The organism is Streptococcus sanguinis (assembly GCF_003943655.1).
Taxonomy (GTDB): Bacteria; Bacillota; Bacilli; order Lactobacillales; family Streptococcaceae; genus Streptococcus; species Streptococcus sanguinis_F.
In genome coordinates, this window is the sequence record NZ_RJMM01000011.1 from 17,675 (window position 1) to 38,915 (window position 21,241).

Here is a 21,241-nt window from a genome sequence, read left to right on the forward strand (position 1 = left end):
TTAAGATATTGCTTTAATTAATTGAAAGATATTCTTACAATCTCCCATTGCATAATCCATAGCTGGGATGGTGGCAACAGGTTTTGAAACTGTCTCTTTGACTGAATCAAGTTTATAAGAAACCTGAGGGCCTAATAAAATTACGTCATAGTCCTGAGCATAATCTTGATAGTCCATCAATCCAACCGCTTTGATATCGAGGTCAATACCTTGGTCATTTGCATATTGCTCCATTTTTTTCATCAGGATGCTCGTGGACATTCCGGCTGCACATATTAATAAGATTTTCATTGTCTTTCTCCTTCTCGATTGGAATACAGCTCAATCATCTCAGTGATAAGGTCAATGGCCAAGAGACTCGTCATAAAATGATCTTGTGCATGAACAAGCAGTATACTCAACTGATGACCGTTTCCTTGTGCTTCTTCCTGCAATAAATCTGTTTGGGAATGATGGGCTTTTAAAATAACACTATTTGCCTCATCCATTAATTCCTTAGCTGCATCAAATTCTGCTAGTTTTGCTTTTTTAAGTGCTTCAAAAGCTAAGGATCGGGCTGCACCAGAATTGGCAATTAAGGACATGGCAATAATCTCCGCTGAACTATTCCATTCTTCCATACAAACTCCTCCTTTCAATTTGACTTCTTACCCAAAGTTTACTATAGCTCTATTCTACTGTCAAAAGCGTTTATATTTTCTTAATATACAGTTTTCTAGCTTAGTGTATCCATTTTCAAATGCCATTCATACTCAATTTATTATAAAAAATTTAAAGCAACAGTTTCTTACGTGCTTTACCTCTGGTACTCTGTTATTTTTAAATAGTTCCTTTAATATATTTTAGAACCTATCGTAAAATTAGTGTATAAAAATTAATCGTTTTTTATGATAATGTATAACACAAAGCTAAAGAGTATAAATTTCATTAAAATCCGTCTCTTTTTCCTCAGGGGGTTACTTTCCGCAAGGGCTTATTATATACTTAATTTATGAAGATTATTAGAGAACTCCAAGTCACTTCAGATGAATTTTATGACTTCTTGGAAAGCGAGTTTCTGAATCAAATCAATCAAACTGACAATCAAACAAAAAAGATAGATAGGTTAAAGAAAGGACTTCGTTACTCAAAATTGTCAGACAATGTCTATACCAAGACTGATTATGAGATTCTGGACTATCGTCGCCATGAAACCTACGTCATTCAAATCTCGTCCCACAGTGAAAAAACGATTACTTGCTACAAGACCAAGCCTTGCTCAAAAGGGCTTGAGGTTACGCTAGAACAAGAACAAAATAAATTGACAAAAAATTCAAAAAGCAAGCTCATCAAGTGGATGGGAGAGCTTCTCTACTTTGGTCGCCTTTCGGAAAATCTTTATAAGATTCAAGGGGAAATTGAAAAGGCTAGAAAAGCGAAAACTCAGTAAAAGGCAAATCCGATCCATACCTTCTTTTCTGCTACCAAATTTTTTATGACTCGCAGATATTCAGATAGTTCAAGGAGTAGATCATGAAACAAGGCATCACACCTCAATATTGGAAACAAGAAAACAACGGTCGCTATTTCACTAAAGAAACTCAAATATTCAGCCCTCTGCCTATTTTGACCGACACCTTACTGGCTCATCCAAAAGTAAGAAATGATGGCCAGCTGGCTTTCCCTGCCATTCATTTCATAGAAGGGATTTCCCGAGAAGTCGGACAAGAGGTTATGCAGTCCTTTTCACTTCCCTATCCATCCAACCCTGAAGCGCACATCGTAAAGGTTGCTCAAAACGGTATTTTCGTTTATGCCTTATCCCAGCGTGGCTTATTTTATGGGGCTATTTCAATTATCCAAATGTTGCAGGATGGCTACTTGCCTTATGGCTTGGCCTACGACGAACCTGTCTGTTCCGAGCGTGGCCTCAAAGTCTTTTTACCGTCTCGTAAGAATATGGATTTCTTCAAGCAATTTGTGGATATGCTTGCTTTCTTCAAGTACAATACCCTCATGATTGAAATCGGCGGTGCTATGGAATATAAAAAACACCCTGAAATTAATCAAGAGTGGATCAAATATTGTTCTGAAATGGCTGAATACTCTGGCAAGACCAAAGAAATCCAAGACTATACCTTCCCTTGGTACAAGAATGCCATTCACATGGAGAATGGTGACGGGGAGTTTCTAAGTCAAAATGATGTGAAAGATCTGGTCCTCTACTGCAAGGAACGATTTTTTGAGGTGATTCCTGAAGTGCCATCCCTCGGTCACTGCGATTATTTGATGCTTGGCCACCCAGAAATTGCAGAAATCCCTGAAGATCCTTATCCAGACACTTACTGCCCATCAAATCCTGCCTCTTATGAACTCCTCTTTGATGTTCTGGATGAAATCATTGAGGTCTTTGAACCTGAAGTCATCAATATCGGGCATGATGAATACTATTCAATTGCCATGTGTGAGCGTTGCAAAGGGAAGGCTGGAGCTGATATCTTTGCAGAGGACATTATCAAGATTTATGACCACCTCAAGCAGAAAAATGTCCGAACCATGATTTGGGGAGACAAGTTACTGAAAAACGCTATCGTTCCTGATGCTGGGCCTTTTGGTGGAGCAGAAATCATCATGTACACTCCCCAGTTCAAAAAAGATACAGGCACAAAAGTTGGCATTATGCCGGCAACCTGGCAGGCCATTCATCAGATTCCCAAAGATGTCGAGATTCTCCATTGGCTCTGGAGTTTGGATGAAACATTGGAAGATGAAGTTTTGGAAGAAGGCTTTAGCATCCGTTATGGTAATTTTGAAGGCTATCTCTTTCCGCATTGGGCTGAGCATTTGAAGAAGGGGAGCAAGGGAGCTATCATCTCCAACTGGAGCACCTTAAATGAGGTAATCCTGCAGAGAAATGTCATTTTCTTCGGCTTGGCCTATGCTTACGAGATGTTTTGGAATCATGACTATCGTGATGAAGACTATGCGACTATCCGTGATAAAACCTTATCTTATCTCTTCCATTACCACTATCCCGACCTGCAAAACCACACGCGCAGTCTTGAAGCACTGGCGCATCCCAGCTGGATTGAAATCGGCTATGCTACTGACTATTTTGTGGAATACCAATGGTTTGTGGACGGTGTCTTCCCTGAAATGGAAACCTATCAAATCGGAAATATCCTACTAACCTATACTGATCAAACCGAGTTCACTCTTCCCATTATCTTTGGAGAAAACATTGGCAAAACAAGTGTTGAATGGGATCGGACTACCAATACCAACCCTTTACCTGGTGAACCTATCTATAAAGTAAATGAGCAATTATTTGAAGTCTCGCTTAGCACCAAACCTTATCAGAAAGACGGTCAGACCTTCTTCGCATTTCCTATTCAAAACCCTTATCCTGAAAAGGAATTGAAGAATGTAGAAGTTCAAACAGAAGCTGACAAAGATTGTCAAATTTTTGTTGATCAAATTGCCTATTATCACTAAACTTGAGGCTTAGTTCAAGCTATCAGGTAGAAAGAACGAAGTTTATGAGGAATCAGAATCATCCAATTCAAAAAAAGCAGAAACTTTCTAGATATCAGGTTACTAGACATACTGATTGCTTATCCTATTTGAAACGAAAGGAGGTGGGAGAGTGAGTGAAAAGAAAACATTTCTGAAACAATTCTTACGTCTCAGTCTACCGTTTTCTCTTCAATTTCTACTGGCTAGCGCTGTCAATCTAGCTGATGTTGTCATGATTGGACAGCTAGGGGAAAAACAAATCGCAGCTGCTGGTGCTGCCAACCAGATTTTCTTTCTCTTGACTATTGTACAGTTTGGTATCGGTAGCGGAGCTTCTGTCTTCATGGCCCAATACTGGGGAGCCCAGCGAATTGCTGATATGAGAAAAACCTTGGGATTAGTCTATATGCTGAGCGGGCTCATCTCCGCTTCCTTTACTTTAGTCGCTTTACTTTTTCCCAAGCAACTGATTGGTTTTTATATTCATGATACCGAAGCTATTCAGTTGGGCGCCCAGTACTTATCTATCGTCTCCTGGACCTACCTGATGACAGCTATTACAACTTCTCTGGCTACTATGTGTCGCTGTAGTAACGAAGTTTTCTTACCAACTCTTGCTAGTCTCCTATCCATGGCGACCAATATCATTGGCAATGCCGTCCTTATTTTTGGGCTGATTGGGTTTCCTAAACTTGGACTGGTTGGTGCCGCTATTGCTACCTTTATGGCTCGATTGCTAGAGCTTTGCTGGTTAGTCTTTGGTGTCTATCGAACAAGGATGGCTGGAGCCGCTAGCATAGCTGAACTCTTTGCTTTCCACAAAGACTTCGTTTATCAATTTTTGAAAAAAACCTTGCCAGTCGTCTTCAATGAAGGCGCCTGGTCTCTTGGAACATCAATTGGCTTGGCTATTATCGGACTATTAGGTACTGAAGTGGTGGCCTCCACCCAGATTGCTAGCGCCATTGCCCAAATTGGTTTTGTCTTTGTACGCGGTGCGGGAAATGCCGTAGCTGTTATGCTAGGCAATACCATCGGAGAGAATCAAATAGAAAAAGCCTTACAAGATGCCAAGCGCTTCTTACTTCTATTACCTCTCATCGGGCTCATCGTCAGCATCCTACTCATCTGGGCTATGCCCTTAGCCCTGAAACTCTACAACTTAAGCAATCAGACAGAGCAGCTAACCATCCTGATGATTCAGTTAAATGCCCTATTGTTTATCCCAAAAGCTTTTAGTGTTGTTTTAATCGTCGGGATTTTACGTAGCGGAGGCGATACCAACTATGCCTGCCTGCTAGATGTTTTACCTGTCTGGCTCTTCAGCATTCCACTTGGCTATGCTCTGGTTAGTCTGCAGGCTCCCATTTGGCTAATCTTTCTTGTGATAAATGGCGAAGATATTCTCAAACCAATCTGGGGCATCCCTCGTGTTTTCTCAGGAAAATGGCTGCATAATCTTGTGCAAGAGCGCATGTAAAAAAGCATCTAAATCACAACATTACCACAGAAATCGGAAGTGCAAATCCCGACTAAACAGGGTAATGAGAGTTAGGTGCTTTTTTATTGGTTTGCTACTCTAACATACAATTTTATAACTTGCGCAGCATCTGAATTAAAACACTAATCTCTGCGTCATCTATAAGAATCTTAAAGCTTCGCTCCACTGTTCGGATGATTTTCCTAACATGCTTATAGTCATCAGGGAATTTTTCGATAACACCAGCAATTTCTTTACTGCCCTTCTTCAGGCATTCTCCTGAAAGGGTTCGCTCCACCAGACACGCAATATGAACAAACAAGCCTATTGTTTGCTCCTCTGTCAGCTGATAATAAAAATCAAATTCATCTAAAATAGCAGGAAGAATCTTTTTAATCTTAGCTAAGGAAGTATAGACAAATTGCTCTTCTAAAAATTGGTAAACTTTCTCATAATCGTAGCTATTGACAGAGGTCGGTACAAACATCAATAATTTATCTAGGTGCTCCTGGGGTTGCTCAAAAACATCTTTAATGGAAATGAAAGGNATACCCATAATTTGAGGATCGAAAGTTCCAACAAAAGCATGAATTTGATAGGTCTTTCTTAAGGCCATCACTTCCTCAATCAACATCTCCTTATTAGCAACTGACAAAGCAATGACACGGTAACCCAGCTTTGAATACTGATCAAGATAGTGCTTGAGCTGAAGAGAACCACCTTCGCTGGTATAACAGAGCGTGATGATGATTTTTTCTTGGTTCCGATTTTTATAAAGCTGATTCATTTCCATATGAAAAGCGTGAAAGACACTGTCAATATCATTTTCTATCAAACAGCGCCGTGCAATCCCCATGCCAATCATAGTAATGGGAATTTCAAATTCTCTGATTTTAATCAGAGTTTCTTCTCGAATTTTATCCAGCATTTCCTTAATCGATCCCATATCATAGAGGACAATGACCCCTAAACCTTGGTCTAGTTCCTCAATTTGCCCTTTTAATTTACGATAGCTTTCCTCTAGAGATTCTTCTAATAGAATATCAAAGCCATACACTTGGCTATTTTTGGTCAACATCTTGGTTGACTCAGCCAAGGACTTGGCAACCCCTTTACCGTGCAGAACGTAGAGCAAGATAGGTCGTAGACTATCTTGTTTCTTTTCGGATTCAATAATAAACATGGTTAGGATGACGATTTCATCTATTGGAACAGCTAGTTGAAATCTTGTTTCTAGTTGCCTAGCAAATTTAGAACATTGTGCATACTCTATTGGATAATCCCGAATCACTTTCACAATAGCATCATTATCCAACTGCCGATTCAACGAGCCTTTCTGCTTAATCATCGCATTGACATGAAGACTGATGCCGTAATATGCCGTCGAATTAAGCTCTATATTGAGTTCTTTTTGAACAGATAAAACAAAGGCTTGTACCAACTGAATCACTTCAGCAGAAACAATCGTCTCAAGCTGATTAAGATTTTCCAACTCATCTTCTTTCTCGACAAAAGGTTTGTATTCAATATAGCTTTGAATATAGTTTCTCACTGCCTCAAAAACATCATCCTGCTCAATGCCTCTTTCTGATAACTGAGTATATTCTGATTTAATTTTGTTATATAAATCATCCGACTCTTGCTCTGGAAAATCCAGCAATCCCAACTCCTTATCATAAATTAGCACCTTACGTTTGCCAATCAATTCATCAATTTTAACTACATTATGACTACCTAAATGACGAATCCCTTGATAAGGAATGGGTAAATCGTCATTACTGAGTGTTAAATCTTTTAGCTCCGACCTCAGACTTCTTACAAAAGCATTAGCGCAAGCTGTTCGAACTGCATATTCTAATTCTTTTATATTGCTAATATTCGCTGATAGGATGAAGGAATGAATGACATCACGCGGCACTTGAATATCATGCGCAGAATTCTTTGATTCGATAGCTAAAAAGTAATTTAGTAACTCTAGCTTTTCACTAATCGGTCGATTCGGATAAGAAGGCAGCTNGATTACAACAGGAAGTTTATTGGATAAATGTTCAGATAGCTTAGCGCTACTTCCGATAATTACCAAACCTTTCTTCTGACGTCTCTTTTGTTCTCCTTCTCTGTGATTCAGCCAGGAAATCAATCTATTTTGATCCGCCGAAGATAGAACTTGTATGTTATCTATAAATAAAATTCCCTCTGCCACTTTCTCAAATACAGACTTCGTCGCCTCTGAGCCAAATAACAACTTCAGCAAATCATCTAGAACATCAATATAGTCTAAGCAGTTAATTTTTTCAAACAACTGAGGCTTACTAATCGCTTGATTTTGAATAGCAAACTCCATCATTTTATTAACGAAGTGAGTTCTACCAGCACCGACCTCGGATAAAATGAGTACTGGAAGGGCATAATTTGGGTATAAAATAGCTGCCTGTGCTAACTGGATGGCTGTTCGCAAGCTGCCATTTTCACCTATAATGCTTGGAAAATCCAAAGGATTTTCCACAAATACCTCTTTTAACTTGTATTGAACTGGCCGTTTATTTCCTTTAACGAGTATCCCTTCTTTTACCAATTGATTCAAAATAGTGCTCACATTTGAGCGTTGCATTCCTAAAGCAGCAGCAATTACTTTCGTTTCAAGGCCTTGCTTATTATTCTTTAGTAATTCTTGCTCTAGATATTCTAAGACTAGTGTTTTGGCAACCTTCATATTCTACCTCACTGATATTTTTCTCCCATTATCGTCATTCAATTTATCTTATAATGCAGCTTTTTTACCTACTTAGAGTCTTAGAACTCACTCCCTACCAACCTGTCATTTCCTTACCTATTCATTATAAATTTGAAGAAGAGGATGATATAATACATAAAGGCCAACTGTTAATGAGTGATTTAAACAGCTGGCCTTTTTCTTTATCATTCAGGAATGAAATTCACCATTCATTCTTTTATCAGAAAACCAAGTCGTAAGGAGACTCCAATTTGTCCGCTAGACTGGCTAGAAACTCCGCTGCGGGCTGACCATCTACGACTTGATGGTCAAAAGTCAAGCTGAGCGGCAGGAATTTTTGCTCGTAGACCTGTCCTTGGCTGTCAAGAGCCAAGGACGTTTGCAAGGCACCAACTCCTAAAATGGCTACTTCTGGTGTATTTAGGATAGGAGTGAAATACTCAATTCCTGCTCCCCCGAGATTAGTAATACTGAAGGTTGAACCTGAGTAAAGAGCTGGATCCAAAGTTCCTTTACGAGCTTGATTGGCTTCCGTTTTGATAGCTAAGCCCAAGTCGGCCAGTGTTAGCTTATCCACGTGACGAATGACCGGAACCACCAAACCATCACTAAGTGCCGTCGCGATACCAATATGAATATCTTCTACTTCCTGATATTGACCATTGAAATACCAAGCATTGAGCTGAGGGTGATCTTTCAACGCCTTGGCAACAGCCTTTGTAAGCAGAGTTGTGATGTTGATTTCGCCATTTTCTAATGGAGAAGTTACCTTATCCTTCATATCCTGTCTAAAGGCTATCAGCTTGCTGATATCAACCTTACGGTGCAAGGTGACCTGAGCAGATGCTTGCAGACTGGTCATCATCCGCTCTGCAATAGTCTTACGCATACCTGTCAATCCTGCACCGTAGTCAGCCTGACTAGTTGGCTGAAGGACTGCTAAACTACTTTCCGGTGCTTGGGTTGGGAGTGCCTCTGGTTTATGATTCTCTACATCACGTCGGGTAATGCGGCCCTTGCCTCCCGTTCCTGAAATCATGGAAATATCATATCCTTTTTCCTTAGCAATCTTGCGGGCCAGCGGAGTGATAAAAATACGTCCCTGTTCACTTTTTCCAACAGTGTTGGAACTTGCTGCCACAGTTTTTTCAGCTAGCTCTGGCTCTGAATCAACTGCTCCCTTATCACTTTCTGATTTATTCGCAGAGACTTCTTCCGTCTCCATACCTGGAATAGATTCTCCTGCTTCACCAATCCATGCAATTACTTTCTTGCACGGGACAGTATCGCCTGCCTGACTGATAATTTTTAAAATCACCCCTGCGCTTGGCGCCTCTACATCGCTGGTCAATTTTTCAGAACTGATTTCCAAGACAGGCTGACCAGCAGCTACGGTGTCGCCTTCCTTGACCAGCCAGTTATTAATCAGACCTTCGGTCATTGTTAAGCCTAGCTTAGGCATTACAATTTCTGTAGCCATACTTGCCTCCCTTCTATCTCTTCAGATCGTCAATCAATTCTGCAGCAACAGTCAGAACCTTATCAGCATTAGGGATATAGAGCTGTTCCAAATTCACTGCAAATGGTACCGGCACATTTGGCGCGCAGACGCATTTCACTGGGCCGTCTAGATAGTCAAAGCATTTGTCTGTCACTGCTGCTGCAATATCTGTCGCTGTGTTATTGTGAGGGTTGGATTCATCAACGATAATCAGCCGTCCAGTTTTCTTGACTGATTCAAAGACAGTCTCCTCATCCCAAGGAGCTACCGTTCTCAAGTCAATCACTTCAACCGAAACACCATCTTTTTCCAAGCGATCCGCTACTTCATAGGCTACATAGAGCATCTTACCGATAGTGACGATAGTAAGATCAGTTCCCTCACGGCGGACAGCAGCCTTCCCAATTGGAACTGTATAATATTCTTCTGGTACCTCTCCCTTGATACCATAGAGAGTCTTATCTTCTGAATAAATGACGATATTATCATCTTCAATAGAAGCCAGCAGTAAGCCCTTAGCATCGTAAGGTGTTGCCGGAACGACTACCTTAATGCCGGGAATGGATCCGAAGAGGCCGTAATATGAACCCGAGTGTTGAGCTGCAGCCGAAGCTCCTGCCCCATGCATGGTCCGCATTGTCATCGGAACCTTTGCCTTACCGCCAAACATATAGCGCATTTTTGAGCCTTGCCCCAAAATGGCGTCAAAGCAGAAACCGATAAAGTCATTGAACATCAGCTCCGGTACTGGACGCAAGCCAGTCAGAGCCATTCCAACAGAAGCTGACACGTATCCGTGCTCAGAAATTGGAGTGTCAATTACCCGTTCTCGACCATATTTTGGCATAAGCCCTTTGGTTACACCCATTACACCGCCCCAAGCATCTTCGTTTTCTTCTTCCAAGTGCTTGATTGTTACACCGCCAGCAATATCTTCTCCCAGAAGGATTACGGTGTCATCTTTTGCCATTGCCTGATCCAGCGCTTCATTGATTGCTTTCATAAATAACAGTTGTCTAGCCATTTGATCAACCTCCTTCTATCAATCAGCAAATACATCTTCCAGCAGAGACTCGGAACGAGGAATCGGACTGTCTTGAGCAAATTTGATAGCTTCTTCCACATCCTTTCTAGACTCCTCTAATATGGCATCAAGTTCCTCTTCAGTCAAGAGGCCGTGCTCGATAGCGTAGTCACGGAAGACATCTAGAGCATCCACATCAGCCCAGTCTTTTTCTTCACCTTCCAAAGCCTTATACTTCTGCTCATCCCCTTCAAAGTGACCATTGTCGCGATATGTTACAGCCTCAATCAAGGTAGGACCTTCACCTCTACGAGCCCGCTCTACAGCTTCCTTGGCTACTTGGTAGACAGCGAATAAATCCTTACCATTAACCCGAACGCCGGGCATATTATAAGCAGCCGCTCTCTCAGCAATGGTGCCAGACGCTGAAGAATACCATTGCGGTGTCGATTCTGCAAAGAAGTTGTTTTCATTGACAAAGATAACTGGCAGTTTCCAAATTGATGCCATATTGAGACATTCGTGGAAATTCCCTTCATTGGCCGCACCGTCACCGAAGAAGCAGACAGCTACACTGTCGGTTTTCAAGTACTTGTTGCGCATTGCTGCACCGGTAGCTAGACCAAAGCCTCCACCAACCATACCATTGGCACCGAGGATTCCCTTGTCCAAGTCAGCGATGTGCATAGATCCGCCTTTTCCTTTTCCAAGCCCAGTCTCCTTGCCAAAAATTTCTGCCATCATTCCCTTTAAATCACCGCCCTTAGCAACACAGTGACCGTGTCCCCGGTGAGTACTTGTAATATAGTCCTGGTCTGTCAGATTGGCACAGACACCAGTAGCAATCGCTTCCTCTCCAGCATAAAGGTGAACAAAGCCAGGAATCTGTCCTGCAGCAAAGAAACGCCGTGTATTTTCCTCAAAATTTCGGATATCCCACATGGTTTTATACATGGTTTTGGCTTTTTCTTTGGAAATCTGCTCCACCTCAACTTCGGTAGCATCATGGACTTTTAAATCGACTAGCTCTGATACAGCACTTTGGTTTCTTGTTTTGGTCAATCGTTGTGGTAAATCTTTATAATTTGACATATTTTTACCTCCTCATTAATCGTCCTGAACGAGTCTTTTAGCGACTTCTTGTATTAGTTCTGATGTGGTAGGATGAGCAAAAACCGTTTCAAGAACTTGATCCAGCGTTGCTTCGGCCTGCCTCAGCAAAATCAAATTCTGCAGAAGATCTGTACCGTTCGGACCGACGATGACTGCACCTAGCAGAAGATGGTATTGCTTTTCTGAGATTAGCTTGACATAGCCCTCCGTCTCACCTATAGCGATAGCCCGCCCATTATAAGAGAAAGGCAGCTGCTCGACCAGAACATCATAGCCCGCCTTCTCAGCCTCTTCCTTGCTGAGACCAAAAGAAGCCACTTCAGGATTGGTGTAGAGTGAACGGGGAACACCCAGCGGATCAACTGCTTCTTCAGCTCTCCGGCAGATAGCTCTTACAGCCTTTATTCCTTCTGCACTAGCTACGTGAGCCAACATATAAGATTCCAAAAGATCACCGATAGCATACACATGCTCTTTTGATGTCTCATAGTATTGATCTACCTTGACAAAATTCCGATCTGTCAAGGCTAATCCCATATCCTTGGCTAGCTCTAGGTTTGGTTTGCGGCCAGTAGCGACCAAAAGATGGTCGAAAGCAACCTGCTCGTTCTCAAGTAAGACAGAATTAGCAGTTACTTCCTTTATCTGCGCTCCCTGATAAATCATCACCCCCATTTTCTTTAGTTTCTTTTGAATCACATGTCGCGCTTCAGCTTCTTCGGTCAAAAGAATTTCCGGCGCAACCTCAATAACAGTGACAGCGACACCCAGAGGAGCCATAGCGAAAGCTAGCTCAATTGCGATAACGCCACCTCCGATAATGACTAACTTCTCAGGAAGCTCCCTCAAGTCAAAAAACGTATCCGTCGTTAGATAGTCAACCTGTTCCAATCCCTTGATAGGAGGCACAAAAGGATAACTGCCAGTAGCCAAAATCACATCTTTGCCACTGATTTCTTTACCATTGACGGAAAAAGTTCGGTCTTTGACAAACTTGGCCTGCCCTTGGATATATTCAATACCTAAAGACTTAAAGCTAGCATGAATTCCAGATTGCAAACTGGCAACAACCTGATTCTTTCGGTCTACCAATTTCTCAAAATCAATCCTTTCAAGCTTGCTCTCAATGCCATAACGCCTAGCTTCCTCCATTGTCAGCAACCAATGACCGTGCTGGAGATAGGCCTTAGACGGTATACATCCCACATTCAGGCAGGTTCCGCCGATAGACTTCTTTTCTACTACGGCGACTTTCTTACCTAAACGAGCTGCTTCTTCAGCAGCCACATAACCGCCCGGTCCAGCACCGATAATCAAAACATCATAAACAGACAAAACACTCCTCCTTTCATAAAATACAAAGGGTGCTCCAACAATCAAAATGATTGCTGTCGGCTATAGATACAAAAAGTATCTCATTATTTTACGTATTTCTAAGACTCATTTCAAAATCTCAGGATAGAGTCTGCTCAGAAACCATGAACCCCCTTTCTTTGTATATACATAGTAAGCGCTTACTTTTAGAAGAAACTTATACCAAATAATTAAAATCCAGTTGCCTATCCTTCAAACTGACTTGAACTGTCATTTCAGTTGTTTCCTTATTTTCTACCAAATAACGAGCCAAAGGCGTTTCGAGATAGCGCATAATGCTTCTTTGAATAGGACGGGCACCAAATTCTGGTTGGTAACCTTTCTGGGCTAAAAAAGCATAGACTTCTTCGCTCAGATGAAGCTGAATCTTCTGATGTTTCAACCTTTCCTGAAGTTGCCGAACCATAATTTTTACGATATTAATCATATCTTCTGCCCTCAGAGAGTTGAAAATAACCGTCTCGTCAATCCGATTTAAAAACTCTGCTCTAAAGCTATGTTGCAGCAGGGACAGAACTTCTTCCTGCGCTTCAGCAGTCAGTCCCTGTTTACTTTTTAGACTTTCCAAAATCTGCTGGGAGCCAATATTGCTTGTCATAATCAAAATAGTATTTTTAAAATCAATAGTACGCCCTTTAGAGTCTGTCAAGCGTCCTTCGTCCAAGACTTGCAGCAAGGTGTTAAATACATCCGGATGGGCTTTCTCAATCTCATCCAGCAAGACAATCGAATAAAGCCTCCTACGAACAGCTTCTGTCAGCTGTCCTCCCTCTTCAAATCCTACGTAGCCTGGTGGCGGACCAACTAAACGAGCTACGGCATGTTTTTCCATGTATTCAGACATGTCCAGTCGGACCATTTCCAGCTCATTGCCAAACAGCCGCTCAGCAAGGGCTTTTGCCAGAGCGGTCTTTCCGACTCCAGTAGGCCCCAGAAAGAGGAAAGAACCAATAGGACGCTTTGGATTTTGAATTCCTGCTCTCGAGCGTAAAATGGCCTCCGAAACTTTTTGAACAGCTTGGTCTTGTCCTACAATTCTCTTGCGCAGGAGCTTGTCTAGATTTAGCAGGTGTTCGCGCTCATTGTCCATGATTCCCTGCACTTTGATTCCTGTTATACGTTCTACGATACTGGCTATATCCTCACGACTGACGTCTACCTGCTCAGTTCCTGCTTGAGCTAGCTGGATTTTCTTGACAGCACACGCCTCATCAATCAAGTCCAGTGCCTTATCAGGCAAATAACGATCTGACAGATAACGAATTGAAAGACTAATCGCTGCCTGCAGAGCTTCGTCCGTCAGCCTAACTCCGTGAAAGTCCTGATAATTCTCTCGCAGTCCTTGCAGAATTGTCAATGCCTTATCTTGATCAGGCTCCTCAATGCGAATGCGCTGGAAGCGCCCCTCCAAAGCTTGATCTAGCTCGAAGCTTTCTCGATAGGCAGCAAAAGTCGTTGTGCCGATGATATTAATCTGTCCCTGAGCCAAGAGCGGCTTTAAAAGATTGCCTGCATCAAGAGAGCCCTCTGTACGACCTGCTGTCACGATTTGGTGGATATCCTCAATATAAAGAATAATCTTCCCCTTAGCAGCCAGCACCTCATCCAAAACAGCCTTGAAGCGCTCTTCAAACTCTCCTCTATATTTAGTCCCGGCAATCAGTCCGCCTAGATTTAACTTAAAAACTTCCTTGCCCAGTAAATGTTCTGGAACATCATCAGCAAGCAGTCTGCCAACAAATCCCTCCATTACCTTGGATTTTCCAACACCTGGAAAGCCTATGAGAATGGCATTGCTCTTGTCTTTTCTGGAAAGGACACGGATAATATCATTGATTTCCTCTTGGCAGCCTATCACCTTCCTACCGGTCTGGTCTGCTAACCACTGATTAAAGTTAATTGCATATTTGCTCAGGGCTTGATAGCGACTCTCCTGACTGGAAGAGACTGCTCGTTTGCCTTGACGAACCTTATTCAACTTTTTCGCAACTAGCTCCTTATCAATCCCTGCCTGCTTCAAAAAGACAGTTATCGGATTTCGCTGCTGATGAAATAGACTGAGAATCAGGTGTTCTACTGTTACTACCTCGTCCCTCAGTTCCGCCCTCTCAGCCTCCGCATCATCTAAAAGATTCTTGAGACGCTGGCTATACTGACGTCCAAATCGGTTCTTGTCCGTGTGTGAAAATACAGGAATCTTGGCTAGTTCCTGATTGATGACGCTGATAAATTCATTAATATCAAGGTCCAAACTGGTATAGAATTCCAAGGCAAAAGCCTGAGGCTGGGTCAGCACTGTCCAGACATGCGGAATGTCCACTTGATAATTGTGTTTTTGAATAGCTAATTCCTTTGCAGCATTTAGTACTTCTTGTAAAAGATGGGTATAGTGTTCAGTCATATAGTTCCCTCGCTTTTCTACTGAAAACCAAAGATAACTGTAAACAATATTTTAAAAATTAACCTATTTTAACAAAAACTTGACTTGATAATCTTATGACTATTATATCATTTTCACAATCAATATACTAGAAAATATGTAAGCGTTTTACCGTTTTAATCTAATTTTAACAAAAGTTTGTGAAAAAAATAACACTGACTTATCCTAAAAGGACAAGCCAGCGCTCTTTAAGTTATGATATTTTTAGCCAAACGGTTAAGCCGCCACTGAAAGAGAATGCCGCTCGTCACCAAACTAGCAATGAGACCAATCCAATATCCATAAGGGCCCAAGCTGGTAAAATGATCTAAGAAGAGTCCCAGGGGCAGCGAAACTCCCCAATAAGCAATCAAACCTAAGTAAAATGGCACCTGAGTATCCTTGTATCCCCGAAGAATACCCTGCAAAGGAGCCGCAAAAGTATCTGCTAATTGGAAAAAGAGGCTGTAGGTCAGAAAAACAGATGTCATACGGATAAACTCGGTATCCGACCCATAGAGAGCAGCCACACGGTCGCGTAAGATATAGAGAAAGAGAAAGGTAAATCCAGCGATTCCCAAAGCCGTCAGCCGCCCAAGTTTACAGAATTTCCTAACATCGTCAGGACGATTAGCTCCAATTTCATAAGAAACTATAATAGACATTGAGGTTGAAATACTCATAGGAAAGGCATACATTAAGTTTGAAAAATTCATGGCCGCCTGATGACTAGCAATGATTAGAGACGAAAACTTAGCCATGACCAAGCCGACAACCGAGAAAATCACAACTTCTGCAAAAAACGTTCCGCCAATAGGCAGTCCAAGTCGAATGCCTTCGATGAAGCCCTTTTTATCTAGCGGTCGAATCTTCCACAGCTCATAGGCTCGGACTTTTGGATGTTTGACTGCTACTAACAAGGATATGAGGAGCAAAACCCAATAAGCCAAAGAAGTCCCAAGTCCAGCTCCAGCTCCGCCCATTTCCGGAAAGCCAAATGCTCCGTAGATTAGGGCATAATTGAAAGAGCCATTCAAGGGCAAGAGTAAGAGCATGAGATACATGGAAAGTTTGGTCAACCCCAGAGCATCAAACAGAGAACGGATGGTGCTAAAGAGCAAAAGAGGGATAATACCAAGCGCCAGATACCAAAGATAGTTCTTAGCCACTTCTTCTACCAAAGGCTCTAGGCCAAGGTGAGACAAAACTAGAGGAGCGCCCACAAATACCAAGGCAAATAAAATTAGCGATAGCCCCAAAGAAAGATAAATAAACTGATAAAAATCAGAAGCAATCTTTTCTTTTTTTCCCTGTCCTAAATGATGCCCGATTATGGGTACCAAGGCCGAAACAATCCCTATCAGCAGGTCGAAAAATGGAATCCAAAGACTAGTTGCCATGGAAACACCAGCTAGATGCAGAGTGTCATACTGGCCAGTCATGGTCGTATCGACAAATGAGGCTGAAAAATTGGCCAGTTGGTAGATCAAAATTGGCAAAAAAATAGAAATAAAGAGCCGCATCCGCTGATTTAAATTATGAGTTTGGTGCATAGAAATCCCTCAAAAACTTTTTCTACCCAAGTAAAATCAATGAGCTTAGATTTTTAAAATATCAACTATCTTTACTATACTATAAGCCAGACAGATAGTCAAAAGGAAAAGGAAATCATATATCTGCCTCAGTAAAGACAACCTGACCTTTCTCAAATCCTGCGATTCGCGCCAAAGAAAGGACACGATATCCAGCTGTTTCTAAAAGCTTGCGGCCATTCTGAAAGGATTTTTCAATGACAATACCAACTGCTTCAACCTGTGCTCCTGCTTGCTCAATAATGGTAATCAATCCCTTGGCTGCCTGACCATTCGCCAAGAAATCGTCAATAATCAGTACCTTATCATCAGAGTTGAGAAATTTCCCAGCAATCGAAATGGTCGAAGTCACTTGCTTGGTAAAAGAATAAACTTCAGCCGTCAAAATCCCTTCTGTCATCGTGATATTTTTGGCCTTCTTAGCAAAAATCATTGGTAGACCCAGTGCCTCTGCAACGTAGACAGCCGGAGCAATACCAGAAGCTTCAATAGTTGCTACCTTGGTAATTCCTGCGTCCTTTACCGCCTCCGCAAAGACCTGGCCAATCTCTTTCATCAATGAAAAATCAACCTGATGGGTCAGAAAAGAGTCAACTTTTAGGATATTCTCACCTAACACTTGTCCATCTCTGAGAATCCGTTCTTCTAATTTTTTCATTTATCCTCCTTTTCACAAACCAACTTCACTCTAGCAGAAAAACACGGCTATCCGTGCTTTTCATTTACTCTTTTTCATTTTTATTCTCGGTCTTGTCTTCTTCTCCAGCATGATTGACTGCTTTTTTAAATTCTGAAAACATTTTACCAATAGATTGCCCCAGTTCGGGCAGACGTTTTGGTCCAAAAATGAGCAGGGCTCCCAGAACAATAATGATTACCCCAGGTACTCCGATGTCTTTTAAAAGTCCCATTAATTTCTCCTCATTGATTTTCTTTGATAAATGATGCGACTGAGCAAGATGCTGACTTCATAGAGCAAAATCAAAGGTACTGTCATAGTCAGATCGCTGATAAAGTCGGCCGGTGTCAGGACAACAGCTAAAACCAGCAAAATGAAGTAAGCGTATCGTCTATATTTTACCAAAAATTTCGGATTGAGCAAACCAATAGAAGTCAGAAAGGACACAAGAACTGGCAGCTCAAAAAGGCATGCAATCGGAATAGTGGTATGGAAGACGAAACTTAGATAATTCTGCGCTGTCAGTCGAGTCTCAAAGAGACCCTCACCCAGCGACAGTAACACCTGTAAAATAGCCGGAGTCACAAAGTAAAAGCCGAAAGCCAGCCCAAGAACAAAACAGATAAAGGTAGCTGGGATATAGACGAAAACGGCTCGCGCTTCATTGGCTCGTAAAGCTGGTCGGACAAACTCCCAGACCTGATAAACCAAAAATGGCAAGGTCAAGGAAAAAGCGACCAGACTAGCCAGACTGATATAAATCCAGAGGATATAATCCGGCCCCAGCACCAGCAGTTTCTGTTCAAAATTACTAGTTAGCCATCGATAAATATCGGCTGAAAAGAGCAAGCCAACCAGAAAAACTATGAAGAAGCAAGCCAATACCGCTAGGAAACGCCGTCTGAACTCAATCAAATGCTCAATAATAGTCTGTTCTTTTTTATCCATGCTACTGCTCGCTTTTCAGATTTTTGAAGCTAACATAGACCACCAGCAGGATAAAGAGCGCCTGACTGACGACCACTTCTAGGCTTGGATAAATCCCCATCCAGTCTACTGTCACAAAGCCATTGATTAGGTGAGTCGGGAGGATATTGGTCAGCTGAAGGGCATGGATGCTGACGCCCAGCATCTTAAAGGCCAGTGCATAGATTAGCCAGGTCAGCCAGAAGAAAATGCTGTGTGGCTTGAGAAGACCTGACGCCTTGCTCATGACAAAGGCCAGCAAGACCAGGACTAGAAGAGCCAAGCCGATTCCCAAAAGGAAATCAGTCATAGTAATGCGCGGCAGAATTCCTGCATAAAAGAGGATGGTCTCAGCCCCTTCGCGGAAAACTGCCAGAAAGCTAAGAGCAAACATGGAAAGAAAACTGCCTGTGGCTGTTACAGCCTTCATTTGGCTTTCCATGAAGTCATTCCATTTCTCGATAGATGCCTTGCTGTGCAGCCAGATACCAACTAATATCATCATGGCGACGGCGAAAATTCCCACTGCACCCTCGATAATCTCACGATTGGATCCAGAAGCAACTGCCGGGAAAAGAAACTGCAACAAAGCTGCAATCGCAGCACTGGCTAGAACTCCACTTGCTGCGCCGGCATAGACCCACTTGAGTCCTTTTTTCAGCTTGGAGGCTTTTAGGGTCGTTATCAAAGCCATGACGATCAAGAGCGCTTCTACACCCTCACGCAGCAAAATCAGCATAGCATCAAAGAAATGATAGGAAGCTGTCGTGTCAATCTGCGACAGCTCACTAATCAAGGATTCCAGCTGCTTTTGATACTTCTCTTCGCTCCCCTTGACCATAATAAGAGGTGTCTGACTCTCAACCTTGGTATAAAGCGAAGGATTATTGACGCTGACATCTGCTTCAATCGTTGGCCAAATGGTGATGAATTCTTTCATCTTAGCAGCGGCCTTTTTATCATCTCCGCTTTGAAAGAGACTCAAGGCTTCCTCTAGGAGCTTAATTCCATCTTTCAGCGTCAGATTGCCAGCAATTTCTTGGACTTTCTCTCCTTTGACAAAATTATCAATGGCGGTTTTCAAATCATCAAAAGAAGTCTGAATCATGTCAAAGTCAGTAGGCTCCGTCTCAATGGCACTGCGCAGGAATGAAATAGCTGTTTCTACCTTGCCGTAATGGGCTGTGCTGTTGTCTCGCACCACGCTTTCATTGGTAGTCCAGGTGCTATTCATTTTTTTGTATGCTTCTCTTGTCGCTTCTAAATCCTTAGCACTAATAGCCTTTTGTAGATTTTCAAATTTTGGCTCTAGCTTACTGAGAAGCTTCTTTTTCTCGGCCTCTAAGTCGACTGGATTCTGCTCTTTTTCAAATTTCAAGAGGGCTGAAGAAATCTTTGTCAGCTTCTCCTCAGTCACCTGACCCGATAAGTCTAGTGCCTTGCTTACCTCTTGTCCCGCTGCTGAGTCGTGATTAGCCACTCTATCAAACTCAGTCTTGATTTCTCCGACTAGCTGCTTGGCTTTTTCCTGCTCCTTCTGCTTGACCGCAGTGCTGGCATCAGTGATTTTGACAAATAAACTGCTGTAGCTCTCATCCGCTAAAACTGGCTTAGCTAAAACAACTATCAAGAGACCCAATATCAAGAGACTTTTATTCAAATAATTTTTGACCAAGGTACTCTCCTTTTTTCACTCCGCCAAAGCAAGCAAACAAGCCACTGCCGACATGTGTGACGTATTCATTCATCTTATCTTGAGCGCCTAGATTGGTCTGAACTTTGACAAAGCTATCTGGATCTTTCTGGAAGGAAAGAAAGAGCAAGCCTGTGTCGAACTGACCAGTACTCTCATCAATCCCATCAGAGTACGAGTAAGACCGGCGGTATATTGGCTTATCGACTTCCTTGGCCAGACGGACATGTGAATCCTCTGGCAGCAAGTCTAAGTCAACCTCGTCAAACTCGTCTTTCTTGCCAAAAGGCGCTCCGCTTTCCTTATAGCGGCCAAAAGTATTTTCCTGCTCTTGGAGATTGGTCCGGTCCCAGGTCTCAAGGAACATCTGGATTCGGCGGACAGCCATGTAAGAGCCGCCCTGCATCCAGTCCTTGCTGTCGCACCAAATGACCTTTTCAAAATCTTTTTCCTTGGTCACATTGGCCGTGCCATCCTTAAATCCAAAGAGATTACGAGGCGTTGACATCCGGTCTCCGATAGCTGCAAAGCCTGACTGACTCCACTTCATGGTGATGGCATTTCTGCCCTTACGGATTAGATTCCGGACCGCATGAAAGGCTACCTGCTCATCATCTGCGCAGGCCTGAATAACAATATCGCCACCCGAGTATTTTTCTTTGAGCTGCTCTTTTGGAAAAGGCGGCAAATCCCGAAAAGCCTTAGGTCGTTTGTCTGATAAGCCCATTTTTTTCAGAAAAGAGGCTGAGACACCAAAGGTCAAGGTCAGTCGATAAGGGTTGAGACCAACAGTTTCTCCAGTGTCTGTTGGCGGCAAAAGAGCATTAGAATTATCTTTTTTGACCAATTCTCCGTCTACTAGCTTCTCGCTGTAGGCCGTCCAGTCCTTGAAGAGCTGGATAATGGACTCCCTATCTGTCGTATGCAAATCCAGAATAACAAAGTAGATATTCTTCTGCATCGGAGTTGTAATACCTGCCTGATGCTCCCCATAGAAGCTAATTTCTTCCTCACCGTCAGCGAATTTCTTATCTTCCTTCGACTGATTAGCGAAAAAAGCAGATGCACCAGAGACACCCAGTGCAAGACCAGCGCCTCCAATCCCTGCTTTTTTAAGAAATTCACGACGATCCATCTTTTTATTAAACCATTTTTCGTCGTTTGTCATATG

General features: G+C 42.4%; 17 protein-coding genes. 3 read left to right on the forward strand and 14 right to left on the reverse strand.

The window, feature by feature from the left end; genetic code table 11:
- On the reverse strand, nt 1–291 hold the full coding sequence (locus tag D8886_RS06065) for a PTS sugar transporter subunit IIB (RefSeq protein WP_002909758.1): 291 nt from the start codon (nt 289–291) through the stop codon (nt 1–3).
- Nucleotides 288–620, reverse strand: coding sequence for a PTS sugar transporter subunit IIA (locus D8886_RS06070; RefSeq protein ID WP_002895529.1), 333 nt, complete (start codon nt 618–620; stop codon nt 288–290). Before D8886_RS06070 ends, D8886_RS06065 begins: the two co-directional genes overlap by 4 nt.
- A gap of 371 nt (nt 621–991) precedes the next feature.
- Between D8886_RS06070 and D8886_RS06075 the strand changes: the two genes are divergently transcribed.
- The 3 genes from D8886_RS06075 to D8886_RS06085 all read left to right on the forward strand — a co-directional run bounded on the left by D8886_RS06075 (nt 992) and on the right by D8886_RS06085 (nt 4,975).
- A complete protein-coding gene (locus D8886_RS06075) occupies nt 992–1,429 on the forward strand; it encodes a DUF3284 domain-containing protein (RefSeq protein WP_125434585.1) in 438 nt (145 codons plus the stop codon).
- Between the two features lie 83 nt (nt 1,430–1,512).
- Nucleotides 1,513–3,474 carry a family 20 glycosylhydrolase gene (locus tag D8886_RS06080; protein ID WP_125434587.1) on the forward strand — a complete coding sequence of 654 codons (1,962 nt, stop codon included), beginning with the start codon at nt 1,513–1,515 and terminating at the stop codon, nt 3,472–3,474.
- A gap of 115 nt (nt 3,475–3,589) precedes the next feature.
- Complete coding sequence (locus D8886_RS06085; protein ID WP_185761264.1) at nt 3,590–4,975, forward strand: MATE family efflux transporter; 1,386 nt, start codon at nt 3,590–3,592, stop codon at nt 4,973–4,975.
- 112 nt (nt 4,976–5,087) lie between these two features.
- Here the strand turns inward: D8886_RS06085 and D8886_RS06090 are convergent, their stop codons facing one another.
- The 12 genes from D8886_RS06090 to efeB all read right to left on the reverse strand — a co-directional run bounded on the left by D8886_RS06090 (nt 5,088) and on the right by efeB (nt 21,238).
- Nucleotides 5,088–7,688: a PRD domain-containing protein gene (locus tag D8886_RS06090; RefSeq protein ID WP_125434589.1), complete on the reverse strand. Its 2,601-nt coding sequence runs from the start codon at nt 7,686–7,688 to the stop codon at nt 5,088–5,090.
- A gap of 241 nt (nt 7,689–7,929) precedes the next feature.
- Nucleotides 7,930–9,189: a dihydrolipoamide acetyltransferase family protein gene (locus D8886_RS06095; RefSeq protein WP_125434591.1), complete on the reverse strand. Its 1,260-nt coding sequence runs from the start codon at nt 9,187–9,189 to the stop codon at nt 7,930–7,932.
- A 13-nt stretch (nt 9,190–9,202) separates the two neighbouring features.
- Complete coding sequence (locus D8886_RS06100; RefSeq protein ID WP_004186958.1) at nt 9,203–10,234, reverse strand: alpha-ketoacid dehydrogenase subunit beta; 1,032 nt, start codon at nt 10,232–10,234, stop codon at nt 9,203–9,205.
- 18 nt (nt 10,235–10,252) lie between these two features.
- Nucleotides 10,253–11,326, reverse strand: coding sequence for a thiamine pyrophosphate-dependent dehydrogenase E1 component subunit alpha (locus D8886_RS06105; protein ID WP_125434593.1), 1,074 nt, complete (start codon nt 11,324–11,326; stop codon nt 10,253–10,255).
- 15 nt (nt 11,327–11,341) lie between these two features.
- Nucleotides 11,342–12,682 carry a dihydrolipoyl dehydrogenase gene (lpdA, locus tag D8886_RS06110; protein WP_125434595.1) on the reverse strand — a complete coding sequence of 447 codons (1,341 nt, stop codon included), beginning with the start codon at nt 12,680–12,682 and terminating at the stop codon, nt 11,342–11,344.
- Nucleotides 12,683–12,878: 196 nt separating this feature from the next.
- The gene (locus D8886_RS06115; RefSeq protein ID WP_125434597.1) at nt 12,879–15,122 is read right to left on the reverse strand and encodes an ATP-dependent Clp protease ATP-binding subunit; all 2,244 of its coding nucleotides are present in this window, start codon (nt 15,120–15,122) and stop codon (nt 12,879–12,881) included.
- A gap of 227 nt (nt 15,123–15,349) precedes the next feature.
- Nucleotides 15,350–16,693 (reverse strand): MATE family efflux transporter, encoded by a 1,344-nt coding sequence (locus tag D8886_RS06120; protein ID WP_125434599.1) that lies wholly within the window; start codon nt 16,691–16,693, stop codon nt 15,350–15,352.
- Between the two features lie 115 nt (nt 16,694–16,808).
- Nucleotides 16,809–17,390, reverse strand: a complete 582-nt coding sequence (locus tag D8886_RS06125) for a xanthine phosphoribosyltransferase (protein ID WP_125434601.1) — start codon at nt 17,388–17,390, stop codon at nt 16,809–16,811.
- 64 nt (nt 17,391–17,454) lie between these two features.
- Nucleotides 17,455–17,643, reverse strand: coding sequence for a twin-arginine translocase TatA/TatE family subunit (locus D8886_RS06130; protein ID WP_002897604.1), 189 nt, complete (start codon nt 17,641–17,643; stop codon nt 17,455–17,457).
- Nucleotides 17,643–18,359 (reverse strand): twin-arginine translocase subunit TatC, encoded by a 717-nt coding sequence (gene tatC / locus D8886_RS06135; protein WP_125434603.1) that lies wholly within the window; start codon nt 18,357–18,359, stop codon nt 17,643–17,645. The genes D8886_RS06130 and tatC overlap by 1 nt, the downstream gene beginning before the upstream one ends.
- A 1-nt stretch (nt 18,360) precedes the next feature.
- On the reverse strand, nt 18,361–20,052 hold the full coding sequence (locus D8886_RS06140; protein WP_125434605.1) for an FTR1 family iron permease: 1,692 nt from the start codon (nt 20,050–20,052) through the stop codon (nt 18,361–18,363).
- The gene (gene efeB / locus D8886_RS06145; protein WP_125434607.1) at nt 20,030–21,238 is read right to left on the reverse strand and encodes an iron uptake transporter deferrochelatase/peroxidase subunit; all 1,209 of its coding nucleotides are present in this window, start codon (nt 21,236–21,238) and stop codon (nt 20,030–20,032) included. Before efeB ends, D8886_RS06140 begins: the two co-directional genes overlap by 23 nt.
- Between the last annotated feature and the right edge of the window lie 3 nt (nt 21,239–21,241).

What these genes read in the sequence shown, in the direction of transcription:
- D8886_RS06080 (WP_125434587.1), top strand. Translation starts at nt 1,513, where the DNA reads ATGAAACAAGGCATCACACCTCAATATTGGAAACAAGAAAACAACGGT.
- D8886_RS06070 (WP_002895529.1), bottom strand. Translation starts at nt 620, where the DNA reads ATGGAAGAATGGAATAGTTCAGCGGAGATTATTGCCATGTCCTTAATT.
- D8886_RS06115 (WP_125434597.1), bottom strand. Translation starts at nt 15,122, where the DNA reads ATGACTGAACACTATACCCATCTTTTACAAGAAGTACTAAATGCTGCA.
- D8886_RS06120 (WP_125434599.1), bottom strand. Translation starts at nt 16,693, where the DNA reads ATGCACCAAACTCATAATTTAAATCAGCGGATGCGGCTCTTTATTTCT.
- tatC (WP_125434603.1), bottom strand. Translation starts at nt 18,359, where the DNA reads ATGGATAAAAAAGAACAGACTATTATTGAGCATTTGATTGAGTTCAGA.
- D8886_RS06095 (WP_125434591.1), bottom strand. Translation starts at nt 9,189, where the DNA reads ATGGCTACAGAAATTGTAATGCCTAAGCTAGGCTTAACAATGACCGAA.
- D8886_RS06065 (WP_002909758.1), bottom strand. Translation starts at nt 291, where the DNA reads ATGAAAATCTTATTAATATGTGCAGCCGGAATGTCCACGAGCATCCTG.
- D8886_RS06100 (WP_004186958.1), bottom strand. Translation starts at nt 10,234, where the DNA reads ATGGCTAGACAACTGTTATTTATGAAAGCAATCAATGAAGCGCTGGAT.
- D8886_RS06075 (WP_125434585.1), top strand. Translation starts at nt 992, where the DNA reads ATGAAGATTATTAGAGAACTCCAAGTCACTTCAGATGAATTTTATGAC.
- efeB (WP_125434607.1), bottom strand. Translation starts at nt 21,238, where the DNA reads ATGACAAACGACGAAAAATGGTTTAATAAAAAGATGGATCGTCGTGAA.
- D8886_RS06130 (WP_002897604.1), bottom strand. Translation starts at nt 17,643, where the DNA reads ATGGGACTTTTAAAAGACATCGGAGTACCTGGGGTAATCATTATTGTT.
- D8886_RS06125 (WP_125434601.1), bottom strand. Translation starts at nt 17,390, where the DNA reads ATGAAAAAATTAGAAGAACGGATTCTCAGAGATGGACAAGTGTTAGGT.
- D8886_RS06105 (WP_125434593.1), bottom strand. Translation starts at nt 11,326, where the DNA reads ATGTCAAATTATAAAGATTTACCACAACGATTGACCAAAACAAGAAAC.